This is a genomic window from Georgenia sp. X1117 (assembly GCF_057784635.1).
Map to the genome: position 1 here is coordinate 451571 of NZ_CM173492.1, position 13381 is coordinate 464951.

The 13381-nt window shown below is 73.0% G+C and carries 11 protein-coding genes; all 11 read right to left on the reverse strand.

What is annotated here, in order from left to right; genetic code table 11:
- Positions 1-38 precede the first annotated feature (38 nt).
- Positions 39-1196: a bifunctional 3-oxoadipate enol-lactonase/4-carboxymuconolactone decarboxylase PcaDC gene (gene pcaDC, locus AC3D3D_RS02030; protein WP_463662209.1), complete on the reverse strand. Its 1158-nt coding sequence runs from the start codon at positions 1194-1196 to the stop codon at positions 39-41.
- Positions 1193-2620, reverse strand: a complete 1428-nt coding sequence (locus AC3D3D_RS02035; protein WP_463662210.1) for a lyase family protein — start codon at positions 2618-2620, stop codon at positions 1193-1195. Before AC3D3D_RS02035 ends, pcaDC begins: the two co-directional genes overlap by 4 nt.
- 102 nt (positions 2621-2722) lie before the next feature.
- Complete coding sequence (locus tag AC3D3D_RS02040) at positions 2723-3832, reverse strand: TerC family protein (RefSeq protein WP_463662211.1); 1110 nt, start codon at positions 3830-3832, stop codon at positions 2723-2725.
- A gap of 196 nt (positions 3833-4028) precedes the next feature.
- Positions 4029-6125 (reverse strand): excinuclease ABC subunit UvrB, encoded by a 2097-nt coding sequence (gene uvrB, locus AC3D3D_RS02045; RefSeq protein WP_463662212.1) that lies wholly within the window; start codon positions 6123-6125, stop codon positions 4029-4031.
- A gap of 88 nt (positions 6126-6213) precedes the next feature.
- The gene (locus AC3D3D_RS02050; RefSeq protein WP_463662213.1) at positions 6214-7050 is read right to left on the reverse strand and encodes a hypothetical protein; all 837 of its coding nucleotides are present in this window, start codon (positions 7048-7050) and stop codon (positions 6214-6216) included.
- Between the two features lie 272 nt (positions 7051-7322).
- Positions 7323-8066: a hypothetical protein gene (locus AC3D3D_RS02055; protein WP_463662214.1), complete on the reverse strand. Its 744-nt coding sequence runs from the start codon at positions 8064-8066 to the stop codon at positions 7323-7325.
- A gap of 125 nt (positions 8067-8191) precedes the next feature.
- Positions 8192-9088, reverse strand: a complete 897-nt coding sequence (locus AC3D3D_RS02060; protein ID WP_463662215.1) for a hypothetical protein — start codon at positions 9086-9088, stop codon at positions 8192-8194.
- 193 nt (positions 9089-9281) lie between these two features.
- Positions 9282-10406 (reverse strand): dephospho-CoA kinase, encoded by a 1125-nt coding sequence (gene coaE / locus AC3D3D_RS02065; protein ID WP_463662216.1) that lies wholly within the window; start codon positions 10404-10406, stop codon positions 9282-9284.
- A complete protein-coding gene (locus tag AC3D3D_RS02070) occupies positions 10400-11041 on the reverse strand; it encodes a pyroglutamyl-peptidase I (RefSeq protein ID WP_463662217.1) in 642 nt (213 codons plus the stop codon). Before AC3D3D_RS02070 ends, coaE begins: the two co-directional genes overlap by 7 nt.
- A 37-nt stretch (positions 11042-11078) precedes the next feature.
- A complete protein-coding gene (locus tag AC3D3D_RS02075; RefSeq protein WP_463662218.1) occupies positions 11079-11648 on the reverse strand; it encodes a hypothetical protein in 570 nt (189 codons plus the stop codon).
- A 162-nt stretch (positions 11649-11810) separates the two neighbouring features.
- Entirely contained in the window at positions 11811-13292 is a 1482-nt protein-coding gene (gene rpsA, locus AC3D3D_RS02080) for a 30S ribosomal protein S1 (RefSeq protein WP_463662219.1), read from the reverse strand.
- Positions 13293-13381 lie beyond the last annotated feature (89 nt).

Sequence of the window (13381 nt, forward strand, 5' to 3'; positions counted from 1 at the left end):
CGCCCAGGGGGGGCGGGCACGAGGGTCCGTGGCGGTCGTCAGGTCCCGAGCAGGCCCTCCTCGCGCAGGACCTCCGAGGCCAGCGCGAAGGCACGGTTGCTCACCGGCACGCCCGCGTAGAGGCCGACCTGGAGGAGCACCTCCCGGATCTCGTCGACCGTGAGCCCGTTGCGGAGCGCGGCCCGCACGTGCATGGCGAACTCCCCCTCGTGACCGAGCGCCGCGAGCACGGTGAGGGTGATCGCGCTGCGGGTGCGCCGGTCGAGGCCCGGCCGCGACCAGATGTCCCCCCAGGCGTACCGGGTGATGAGGTCCTGGAAGTCCGTGTCGAGAGCGCCCTGCCGGGCGCGTGCGCGGTCGACGTGGGCGTCCCCGAGCACGGCGCGGCGCGTGGCCTGACCGCGCGCCACGTCCGGCCGAGCGGCGTCGAGGTGCTCGGTCACCAGGCCGGTGACGGTGCCGGCCTGCTCGACCGCGGCGATGTGGGCCGCGCCCTCGACGATCTCGAGGCGTGCCTCCCCGCCGCCGGCGCGGATGCCGGCGACGGTCTCCTCGCTCTTCGCCACCGGCGTCGCCCGGTCCTGCGCACCCGCCACCACGAGCGTCGGCGCGGCGATGCGGCCGAGCCCGGGGCGCAGGTCCATCGTCGCGATGGCGTCGCAGCACTGGGCGTAGCCCTCCGGGTCGCACGCGAGGAACGCTGCGCGCAGGTCGGCGACCGCGTCGGCGTCGTCGAACGCCTCGGTGAACCAGTTCGCGAGGACGGCCTCGACGACGGCGCCCGTCCCGTGCTCGCGCACCGTGGCGGCGCGCTCGCGCCACGGGCCGGGGTCCGCGGTCACCGAGGAGGAGCACACGATGGCCAGCCGGTCGACCCGTTCGGGGTGGTGCTGCGCCGTCCAGCTCGCGAGCATCCCGCCGATGGACAGGCCGACGTGGTGCGCGCGCTCGACCCGCAGCTCGTCCATGAGCGCGACGACGTCGGCGCCCATGTCGTCGATGGTCACCGGGGAGCCGGCGGTGGGGGTCGGGGTCGCGCCGTGGCCGCGGATCTCGTACCGCACGACCCGGTAGCGCCGCGCGAGCACCGACGCGGCGTGGCGCCACATGCGGCGGTCGGTCCCGAGCGAGGACCCCATGAGGACGACGGGGGCGTCCTCGGGTCCGTCGACGGCGTGGGCGAGTCGGGTGGTCATGCGTCCTCCGTCAGTGAGGCCAGGGCACGGTCGATGAGGTCGGGCACGGCGCTCAACGCCGCCGTGGGGTCGAGGAGCCCGGGGTCGGCCAGCTCGGGCAGGTCGCCCGCCCGGTCCCGCAGGCGGGCGAGGACGACGGTATCGGCGGGCGTGCGCCCGTCGTCGACGGCGAGGGCGTCGGCGACGGCGCGCTGGGCCGGCCCGCGGCCGAGCCGGGGGGCCAGGGCCGCCGCGAGGGTCTCCGACATGACGTACGGGCGGGCGGCGTCGAGGTTCCGCGTCATCGCCGCGGCGTCGACGTCGAGGTCGGCGAGCAGCTCGGCGACCCGCTCGGCGGCGCCGCTGCCGAGGCGGACGAGGTCCGCGAGCGGCTGCCACTCGGCGTGCCAGGCACCGGTCGCCCGTTCGTTCTCCTGCAGGGCGGCGGCGAACACCGTGGCCAGCAGTCCGGGTGCGCGCGTACCGGCGGCGCGCAGGAGGGCGGAACGCACGGGGTTGCGCTTGTGCGGCATGGCCGACGAGCCCCCGGCGCTCCCCTCGGCGAGCTCGCCGACCTCGGTGACCGCGAGGGCGGTGACGTCGGTGCCGACCTTGGCGGCGGCGGCGCAGGCCCCGGCGAGCGCGGCCGCCGCCGACCGGACGCGGGAGCGTTCGGTGTGCCACGGCGCCTCGGGCACCGGCAGGTCGAGGCGCCGCGCGAGGTTCTCGGCGACGGCCGGCCAGGCCCGGCCGTGGACGGAGGAGGCACCCGCGGCGCCGGAGAGCGAGATCGCCAGGTCCGACGCCGCGGCGTCGGCGTCCCGGGCGGCGCGATCGAGGCCCACGGCCCAGCCGGCGCAGGTCAGCCCGAACGTCGTCGGGGCGGCGACCTGCCCGAGGGTGCGGCCGACCCGCGGGGTGCGTGCGTGCTCCCGCGCGAGACCCGCCGCCCGCTCCGCGGCGGTGCGCAGGTCGGCGGCCGTGCGGCGCAGGGCGTCCCGCAGCACGAGGGACTGCGCGGTGTCCACGACGTCCTGGCTCGTGGCGCCGAGGTGCACCCAGGGGCGCAGGTCCGCCGGTGCGGCCGCCAGGACGTCCGCGACGAGCGGGATGACGACGTTGCCGCCCGTGCGTGCGCGGCGGCCGAGGTCGGCGGGCGGGTCGGCCGCGAGCGCGGCGCGCAGCCGCTCGTCCGGCGCCGTCGTGCCGCGGCCGCCCCCGCGGGAGTGGTCACCCGCGGAACCGCGCGCGACGCCGCCCGATCCGCCGTCCTCCGACCCGATGTCTCCCGACCTGCCGCAGGCCGTCCCGGCGGCCAGGAGACCGGCGTCGGCCAACGCGCCGAGCAGCTCGACCTCGACCCGCACGTGGGCGTCGAGCAGCCGCTCGTCCGGCGTCGGTCCGTCCGGCCCGTCGCCGGGACCGAACAGATCGTCGTCGATCATCACACCCTCGTCTCTCGCCCGGACCGTCGAGGCGATCCTACGGGCCGGGCGCGGCGGGGCCCGGCGCCCGCCGGGTGGCGGCGCCGGGCACGCGGGGTGCCATTACCGTCGCCCGCCGGAGGAGCCGTCGTGCTCGCCCGGGTTGTCGGCCCAGGAGTCGGTGCCGGGCGCGCTCGCCCAGCCCTGCGACCCGGTGCCGGTCGTGCCGGTCGTGCCGGTCGTGCCTGAGGTGTGGTCGTCGTCGGGGGTGGTGTCGACCTTGCCGGTGCGGCTGGCGTACAGCGACGTGACCACGGTGACGAGCAGCGCGACCACGATGAAGCTGAGCGAGACGGCGATGCTCGGCTCCGGGATCGCCTCGAGGATGCCGTAGCCGTGGAAGGCGTGCAGGAGCAGCTTGACGGCGATGAAGCCGAGGATCGCGGCCAGTCCGTAGTGCAGGTAGACGAGGCGGTCGAGGAGCCCGTCGATGAGGAAGTAGAGCTGGCGCAGGCCGAGCAGCGAGAACGCGTTCGCGGCGAAGACCAGGTAGGCCTCCTGCGTGATGCCGAAGATCGCCGGGATGGAGTCGACGGCGAACATGACGTCCGCGGCGCCCAGGGCGATGATGCACAGCAGCAGGGGCGTGATGTAGGTGCGGCCCTGGTGGCGGGCGAGCAGCTTGCCGCCCTCGAAACCGTCGGTGACGGGCAGGATCCGGCGGGTGAGGCGGATGAACCAGTTCTCCTCGTACTCCTCGTCCTCGCCGGGCTTCTCCGCGCCCTGGCGGGCCTGGGAGATCGCCGTGTACAGGAGGAACGCGCCGAAGATGAAGAAGATCCACACGAAGCGCTCGACGAGGGCCGCGCCGATGAGGATGAAGATCAGCCGGAGCACGAGCGCGATGATGATGCCGACGAGCAGGGCCTCCTGCTGGTACTTCCGTGGCACCCGGAACCCGGCGATGATGATGACGAACACGAAGAGGTTGTCGATCGACAACGACTTCTCCGTCACGTAGCCGGCGAAGTACTCGCCCGCGAACCCGGCGCCCCAGAAGTACCAGACGACGAAGCCGAAGGCGACACCCATCGCGATGTACCCGATCGACCACCAGGCCGATTCCTTGAGGGTCGGTTCGTGCGGCGTGCGCACGTGGCCGACGATGTCGATGGTGATCATCGTCAGGATGACTGCGGCCAGCCCGATCCAGGCGATGGCGTGGACGTCCATGCATACCCTCCGGTACGTCGTGAGAACTGGTACCGGAGGTCTCTTCCACCCACCTGCGGTGGGCCCGCGGTGCCGAGCGGGAGTGGTCCCGCCGTGGTGACGACATCGCGGTCGGGGAATACTCCCCTCCGTCGCAGGCGAGGCTACCGGAGGTCGATGCCCGTCCGCGTGCGGTGTCGAGAGACCTTGGTCGCGCTCAGGCGTTGGCCGCCTGCATCTGCCGCAGCTCCTTCTTCAGCTCGGCGATCTCGTCCCGCAGGCGCCCGGCGAGCTCGAACTTCAGCTCCTCGGCGGCCGCCTCCATCTGCCCGGTCAGCTCGGTAATGAGCTCGACCAGCTCCGAGGCCGCCTTGCCGGCGAGGTCGCCGCGACGCCCGTCGGCGGCGCTGCGCGCCGGGGTGGGCGTGCGGCCGCCGGCCTCCTTGCGGTAGCCCCCCTCGAGGAGCTCGGCGGTGTCGATCTGCTCGCGGGCGAGCATGTCGGTGACGTCGGCGATGCGCTTGCGCAGCGGCGTCGGGTCGATACCGTGCTCGGTGTTGTAGGCGAGCTGCTTCTCCCGGCGCCGCTCGGTCTCCTCGATGGCGATCGACATCGACTCGGTGACCTCGTCGGCGTACATGTGCACCTGCCCCGACACGTTGCGGGCTGCTCGACCGATGGTCTGGATGAGGGACTTCGAGGAGCGCAGGAAGCCCTGCTTGTCGGCGTCGAGGATCGCCACGAGCGAGACCTCGGGGAGGTCGAGACCCTCTCGCAGGAGGTTGATGCCGACCAGGACGTCGGCCGAACCGGTGCGCAGCTCGCGGAGCAGCTCGACGCGGCGCAGGGTGTCGACGTCGGAGTGCAGGTACTGGACCTTGGGGCCGCGCTCGAGGAAGTAGTCGGTGAGGTCCTCGGCCATCTTCTTCGTCAGCGTGGTCACCAGGACGCGCTCGTCCTTGGCCACCCGGTCCTGGATCTCGCCGAGCAGGTCGTCGATCTGACCCTCGGTGGGCTTGACCACGACCTCCGGGTCGACCAGGCCGGTGGGGCGGATGATCTGCTCGACCACGCCGTCGGACTGACCGAGCTCGTAGTCGCCGGGGGTGGCCGAGAGGTAGACGGTCTGACCGATGCGCTCGAGGAACTCCGCCCAGCGCAGGGGGCGGTTGTCCATCGCCGACGGCAGGCGGAAGCCGTGCTCGACCAGGGTCCGCTTCCGGGACATGTCCCCCTCGAACATCGCGCCGATCTGCGGCACGGTCACGTGCGACTCGTCGATGACGAGGAGGAAGTCGTCGGGGAAGTAGTCCAGCAGGGTGTGCGGGGCGGTGCCGGCGGCTCGCCCGTCGATGTGCCGGGAGTAGTTCTCGATGCCCGAGCAGCTGCCGATCTGCTGCATCATCTCCAGGTCGTACGTGGTGCGCATCCGCAGCCGCTGCGCCTCGAGCATCTTGCCGGCCGACTCCATCTCGGCGAGGCGCTCGGCGAGCTCGGCCTCGATCGAGGCGATGGCCCGCTGCATCCGCTCGGCGCCGGCCACGTAGTGCGAGGCCGGGAAGACGTGCACCGAGCCCGGGGTGCTGACCACGTCACCGGTGAGCGGATGCAGGTAGGACAGGGCGTCGATCTCGTCGCCGAACATCTCGATACGGATGGCCAGCTCCTCGTAGACCGGGATGATCTCGATGGTGTCCCCCCGCACCCGGAAGGTGCCGCGGGTGAAGGCCAGGTCGTTGCGGGTGTACTGCATCTCGACGAAGCGGCGCAGCAGCGCGTCGCGGTCGATCTGCTCGCCGCGGCTCAGGTGCATCATGCGGGCCACGTACTCCGTGGGCGTGCCCAGGCCGTAGATGCACGAGACCGAGGAGACGACGACGGTGTCCCGGCGGGTGAGCAGCGAGTTGGTCGCCGAGTGCCGGAGCCGCTCGACCTCGTCGTTGATCGAGGAGTCCTTCTCGATGTAGGTGTCCGTCTGCGGGACGTAGGCCTCGGGCTGGTAGTAGTCGTAGTACGAGACGAAGTACTCCACCGCGTTGTTCGGCAGCAGCTCGCGGAACTCCGTGGCCAGCTGGGCGGCGAGGGTCTTGTTCGGCGCCATGACGAGGGTGGGGCGCTGGACCTGCTCGACGAGCCACGCCGTCGTCGCGGACTTGCCCGTGCCGGTGGCCCCGAGCAGCACGATGTCCTTCTCCCCGGCGCGCAGCCGTTCCGTCAGCTCGGCGATCGCCTTCGGCTGGTCGCCGGCCGGGGTGTACTCGGAGATGACCTCGAACGGTGCGTCGTCCCGCTGGATGTCGATGGTCTCGCGCATGGCACCAACCTACGACGACGCACGGACAACGGCCCGGGCCGGGCGGACGCCGCCGCTCGGTCCGGGCCGTCGTGGCCGCCGGGGACGATCAGGTGACGACGAGGGAGACGAAGCCTGCGTCGCCCGCCCAGGACTCGACGATGGCCACCGCCGGGCCCTCGAGGTGGTCGGCCTCCACGGCCGCGGCGCGCCAGTTGGACAGGCCGATCTCGTTGTCGTCGTTGCTCCAGTGCGACTCCGCCGCGTCGACGACGTGCAGAACCGGGTCGACCTCCGGGCTGTCGGCGGAGATGAGGGCCGGGCCGGAGTCGACGTCGACGATCGCCAGCGAGGGCGTGTCCGCGGCGAGGTCCACGGACGTGGAGCCGAGGCGCTGCATGCTGGCGGTCCCGCTGAGCAGCTCGAAGGACATCGGGGTCGCGTCGTCGCCGAACTCGGAGAAGGTGATGTCGTAGACGCCGGCCTCGAGCACGGTCACCGCGGCCGAGTCCAGGGCGTTGGTGCTGGTGGTGAACAGGTCGAGGATCTGCGAGCGGTCGTCCCAGCGACCGTCGACGCCGTTGCCCTCGATCTCGATGACCATGTCCTCGTCGGCGCTGGTCGCGGCCAGCGCGATCGCGGAGCGCTCGGTGACGACGAGCCGGCCGTTCCAGTCGTCGCCCTGGACGAGCTCGCCGTCGCCGGAGACGCCGACGGTCTCGCCCTCGTAGGACTCGATGTAGGCGCTGCCGGTGACACCGTCGCCGTACAGGGTGCTCTCCGCGACGGGGGGCGACGTCGGCGTGCCGGGGCCGTCGGGGCCGGCACCGGTGCCGGGGCCGCCGGCGCCGGGCGGGAGCGGGTCACCGGCGCAGGCCGAGAGGCCCGCTCCGAGGACGAGGACAGCTGCTGCCGCACCGATGCGGCGACCTGCGTGGGTGTTCATGGCCACTCTCTTCCGGGAGGTCGAAGACCCGGCGGCGGGTGCTCCGCAGGGTCTGGCCGGTTGGTCCGGCGTCGTGTCCACAACGCTAGGGAGGGCTGCCTCGGCGGGCCAGGGCTCGTGTGGGGCAGGGCACACCTCCCCTGCTCCCACCCTCCTCCCCCGCCCTTCCGCAAGGCTGTGACCAGGCACGACGCCACGGGTCCACGCACGACGGCGGCGGCCTCCCCGCAGGGAGACCGCCGCCGTGGGTGCACCGCGAGGCGGTGCGTGGGTCAGGCCGCGCGCAGCTCGGCCGGCACGTGCTCGACGAGGATCTCGAAGACCTCCTGGTCGAGCTCGGCGTCGCCCTGGCTGCCGGCGATCACCTCGTTGGTGGCGTTGGAGCCCAGCTGCCAGAAGTAGCCCTCCTGGGTCTCGTCCGGACCGGCCATGTCGAGCGGGTCGGCGGCCGGCAGACCGAGCGCGAGGAGGTCGGTGCGCACCTGCTCGGCGACCTCGGGGTCGAGCTCGACCGTCTCCTCGACCTCGGGCTCCTCGTTGGCGGTGTCCCCGTACTGGTAGCTGATGACGTCCCCGTCGATGCCGACCACCTCGGCGAGGGAGGCGCCGTCCTCGGGGACGATGTGCACGGCGTACAGGGCCGACTCCTCGGGCATCTCGGAGATCGGCTCGCCGATCGGCGTGCCGTCCGCACCGACCCCGGACCCGCCGGCCGCGTCGTCGCTCGACGTCTCGACGTCGTCGGAGGGCGGGGTCTCGATGCCGGTCTCCGACTCGTCGCCGCCGTCCTGGCCGTCCGACGTGCCCTGCGAGGCGCTGTCCTCGGGGACCGCGGCCGCGTCGTCGGACCCGGACTCGGAGCCGCTGCCGGCGTCCTCCTCGTCGGTCCCCTGGGAGGTGGAGCCCTCCTCGGTGCCGTCGGTCTCCTCGCCGCCGCCGCAGGCGGCCAGCGTGAGGCCGAGTGCCGCCGCCAGGGCGGTCGTGGTCAGTGCTCGTCGTGCTCGGGTGGTGCGCATGGTGCGCCTCCGTCCTCGTGTCGGGTCCCGTCCGGTCGGTGGACCGGGAGGGGCGGGTATCGGGTGTGTTCACGCTCGACGGCGGCCGGCGCCCGAGGGGGTGCCGGCCGCCGTCGGGCGCCTGGTCAGCTGATGCTCACGGTGGTGGTGCCGCCGGAGCTGCCGTAGGAGTCGACCGCGATGACGATCGGCTCGACGGGCTCACCGGGCAGGGTGATGAGCGAGTTGAGGCCGTCGCCGCTGTCGTCGTCCTCGTAGGCGGTGTGCGAGGAGGGGATGAAGGCCCACAGCACCGAGTCCATGGGGCCGTTGGTGGCGATGGACTCGTTGCCGGTGGCGATCTCACCGATCGCCAGCGTGGCCTCGCTGCCGGAGGCCTCCAGGTCGGCGCTGCCGCCGGCCGGGATGGTCGTGGTGCCGGAGAGGACCTCGACCTGGTACTGGCCGCCGGTGCCGCTGTAGCCGGTGATCTCGAGGGTGTAGCTGCCGGGCTCGAGGACCTGGGTGATGGCCGGGTCCAGGCTGGCCTGGTCGAAGCTGAAGATGTCGGCGTAGCCGTAGGTGTCGTCGATACCGGTGTCCACACCGCCGCCGGAGATGGCCAGCTGCAGGTCGGTGCCGTCGGGCGAGGTCGCGCCGATCGCCACGGCCGCACGCTCGCTGACCTCGAGGGTCAGCGTGGCCGCACCGTTCTGGGGGACCTCGCCCGCGAGCTCGCCCGAGACGCTGACACCCTCGCCCGAGGGGGCGGGCGGCTCGGACTCGGTCGGCGGCTCCTCCGTCGGGGGCTCCTCGGTGGGGGGCTGCTCCGTCGTCGGGGGCTCCTCGGTGGGGGGCTGCTCCGTCGTCGGGGGCTCCTCGGTGGGGGGCTCCTCCGTCGTGGGGGCCTCGGTCGGCGGAGCCGGCGGCGCACCGGTGGGAGCGATCGGCTCGGAGTTGCCGCAGGCGGCGATCCCCGAGGCAGCCAGCAGGACGATGCCGGCGGCGGCCATGCGGCGGCGGTTCGTGGAGATGATGCTCATGTCGTTCACTCTCTGTCTCTCGATGGCGACGATCGCCACGTGGATGAAGGGGCGTCCGGGCGGCGACGGTGCTCGACCGCTGCCCAGGTGGCTGCACATCCGGCTCGCCGTGCTTGCGATCCCTGTGACCGGTTGCCACTGGTGAAACCGTAGGGCCCGGCCGATCGCACGAACGGCGTTTCATACGGGGAGGTCACCCCGCCCCATCCCCTCCACGGCTGTGACCTGGGCCGACGTCGGGACGCTCCCCAGACTCCGTCCCTGGCCGGCCCGTCGCCCCCGGGTCCCGACCGGCCGGGGCCCGCGCCATGAGGTGCACGAGCGCGGGCCTGCCGGGGTCGGCGGCGGCGTGACGGTCGACGTCCGGGCCCAGGTCCCCGTCGTCGTGCGGCTCGGCCACGGAGCCGGGGCCGGCCGCGGGGAAGCCCGCCGCGGTGAGCACCTCGCGCAGCAGCCGGGGGTCGGCGCCGCTGGTCGTCACCCGCAGGTCGAGCACGTCGGGCGTGGTTCCCCGCGGCGCCGCGGTGAGGCCCACGTGGGCGACCTCCGCGTCGATCCCGGCACCGGCCAGGGCCGCGTCCAGGCGGGAGACGAGCCGCCCGCCCTGGTCCGCCCAGGTCTCCGCCGTGGTGCGGCCGTCCGGGCCGGTGGCGGCGGGGTTGAGGAGCGCGGGGGCACGGTCGGTCGGGGCGGGGCGCCGTTCGAGGACGTGGCGCGCGTACGGCACGATGCGCCTCTCCCAGGCCTCGCGCACGGCGGTGGCGAGCTCCTCGGGCGTGCCGTCGTTGTCCAGCCACAGGTCGGCCACCGCGCGTCGCTGCCGGTCGGTGGCCTGGGCGGCGATCCGCGATCGGGCGTCGTCGACGCTCATGCCGCGGCTCTCGACCATGCGGGCGACGCGCACCTCGACCGGGGCGTCGACGACGACGACCAGGTGGTAGCGGTCCGCGAGGTCGCCCTCGACGATGAGCGGGACGTCGTGCACGACGATCGCCCCCGGGTCGGCGGCCACCGCCGCCGCCTCGGCCCGGGTGTGCTCGTCGTGGATGAGCGGGTGGGTGATCCGGCCCAGGCGACGGCGCGCGTCGGGGTCGGCGAAGATGATCCTGCCCAGCGCGGGCCGGTCGAGGGACCCGTCCGCGGCGAGCACCCCCGGTCCGAAGTGCTCGACGACGGCGGCAAGGCCGGGCGTCCCGGGCTCGACGACCTCACGGGCGATCGCGTCGGCGTCGACGACCACGGCACCCATTCGGCCGAGCTCGGCGGCGACGGCGGACTTCCCAGCCGCGATCCCGCCGGTGAGGCCGACGCTCAGCACGACGCCGGCACGAGCGCGCGGAGGATCGCGCGCACCGCCTCGGTCGCGGCCGGCACGCTCAGGTGCTCGACCGGCGGGAGGTGGACGAAGCCCGCCCGGGTGGCGGCGGAGGCGGAGCGGGCGGCGTCGAGGGCCGTGTAGAGCACCGCGTTGCACACGTACAGGCCCGCGCTGGCGGAGGTGCGCGCAGGGATGCCGGTGGCCCCGGCGGCCGCGACGGCGCCGCGGACGTCGATCGTGCTCAGGTGGGCGTCCGGCCCGTCCGCCCGCACCGAGACGTCGACGGGCTGCTCACCGTCGACGTCGGGGATGCGCGCGTCGACGAGGTTGACCCCGACCCGCTCGACGGACAGCTCGGTGCGGTCCTCGGCCAGGCCGAGGGCGAGCAGGACGACCGGCTCGTGCATGGCGACGAGCTCGCGCACCCGTGCGGTGGCCCGGGCGAAGGAGGTGGGCAGCACCTCGGTGACGAGCGCGGTCCCCCCGACGGGCGGCCCGCCCGCGGCGAGCGCGGCGACGACGTCGGCGCTCGGGTTCGACCGGTGCCGGCCGAAGGGGGTGAATCCGGTGACGACGACGACCGGCGGGGTGCTATCGGCTCGCTGCTCGGTGCGAGGGGTGACGGGGCTGTCCACCCGGCCAGGGTATCGGCGCCACGGACGGCCCCCGGACTCATCCGTCCTCGCTGTCGTTGTACTCCTCGATGACGGCCTGGCCCTCGGCGCGGACGTCCTCGGGCACCTGGTCGAGGGCCACGGCGACGAGCTCGTCCATGGCGTCGTCGTCGCCTGTGGCCGTGGAGTCGTAGCCCGTGCCGGTGACGTAGGTGATGACGTAGTCGCCGCCGACGCCCTCGGAGTGGTGGCTGTCGTCGTAGTCGGCGGTGGCGGGCGGCACGTCGAGGGCCTCCCAGGCGGCCATGACGGCCGCCAGCGCGCCGTCCTCGGGCTCGAGGGTCTCGGAGAGCATGGGCTCGTCCTCGTAGCGCGAGCCCGCGGTGTAGGTCAGGCCGTCCGGGCCGATGGTCACGGTCTCCAGGGAGTCCCAGGGCGGGGGGACGGAGCCGGAGAGGTCCTGCACCTCGACGACGAGGTCCTCGGGGTACTCCGCCGTCGCGTCCCCGTCCGTGGTCTCCTCGGGGCCCGTGGGCTCCTGGGGCGGCGTCGGGGTGTCCCCGCAGGCGGCCAGGGCGGCGGTCAGCGAGACGGCGGTGAGGAGCACGAGGCTGCGGCGGTGACGCACGGGAGAGGTCCTTCGTCCGGGGGCAGGGGGTATGGGCCGACGGTAGGACCTGGCCGTGGCCCCTCGGGCCGCCCGATCGGGGTACCCCTGTCCCCCACCGACGCCGGACGCCCGGCCCCCGCGAGGGGACCGGGCGTCCGGACGTGCTCGGCTCGGCCGGGGTCAGTTGCCCGTGAGCTTCTCCCGCAGCGCGGCGAGGGCCTCGTCGGAGGCCAGGGTGCCCGCAGCCTCCTCGGCCGGCGCCGTCGTGGAGTACGAGGCGGAGGTGTCCTCGCCGGCGACGGCGTCGTCCGCATCGAGGTCACCCGCGGCCTCGGCCTCGCGCGACGCGGCGATCTGCGCCTTGTGGGCCTCCCAGCGGGAGTGCGCGGCCGCGTACTCGGCCTCCCACGCCTCGCGCTGGGTCTCGAAGCCCTCGAGCCACTCGTTGGTCTCGGGGTCGAAGCCCTCGGGGTACTTGTAGTTGCCCTGCTCGTCATAGTCCGTGGCCATGCCGTACAGCGAGGGGTCGAAGTCCTCGGAGTCCGGCTCCACGCCCTCGTTGGCCTGCTTGAGCGACAGCGAGATGCGGCGACGCTCGAGGTCGATGTCGATGACCTTGACGAAGAGCTCGTCTCCGACCTTCGCGACCTGCTCGGGCACCTCGACGTGGCGCTGGGCCAGCTCGGAGATGTGCACCAGGCCCTCGATGCCGTCGTCGACGCGGACGAAGGCGCCGAAGGGGACGAGCTTGGTGACCTTGCCGGGCACGACCTGGCCGATGGCGTGCGTGCGGGCGAAGGTCTGCCACGGGTCCTCCTGGGTCGCCTTCAGCGACAGGGAGACACGCTCGCGGTCCATGTCGACGTCGAGCACCTCGACGGTGACCTCCTGGCCCACCTCGACGACCTCGGACGGGTGGTCGATGTGCTTCCAGGACAGCTCGGAGACGTGCACGAGGCCGTCGACGCCGCCCAGGTCCACGAACGCACCGAAGTTGACGATCGAGGAGACGACACCGGGACGGACCTGCCCCTTCTGGAGGGTGTTGAGGAAGTGCGAGCGCACCTCGGACTGGGTCTGCTCGAGCCAGGCACGGCGGGACAGGACCACGTTGTTGCGGTTCTTGTCCAGCTCGATGATCTTGGCCTCGATCTCCTTGTCCACGTAGGGCTGGAGGTCGCGCACGCGACGCATCTCGACCAGGGAGGCCGGCAGGAAGCCGCGCAGGCCGATGTCGACGATCAGGCCACCCTTGACCACCTCGATGACCTTGCCCGTGACGACACCGTCCTCGTCCTTGATCTTCTCGATCGAGGACCAGGCGCGCTCGTACTGCGCGCGCTTCTTCGACAGCAGGAGGCGACCCTCCTTGTCCTCCTTCTGGAGGACGAGCGCCTCGATCTGGTCGCCCACGGCCACGACCTCGTCGGGGTCCACGTCGTGCTTGATCGACAGCTCGCGGGACAGGATGACGCCCTCGGTCTTGTAACCGATGTCGAGGAGGACCTCGTCGCGGTCCACCTTGACGATGGTGCCCTCGACGATGTCCCCGTCGTTGAAGTACTTGATGGTCTTGTCGATCTCGGCGAGGAGCTCGTCCTCGTTGCCGATGTCGTTGATCGCGACCTGCGGGGTGGTCGGGGCGGGGGTGGTGGTGGTCATGTAGCGGGAAACTCCGATGCGGACAGGGATACTCGTGCGGACAGGGAACAGGTGGTGCTCGGCGGGCGCGGCTCAGGCTGAGCGGGCAC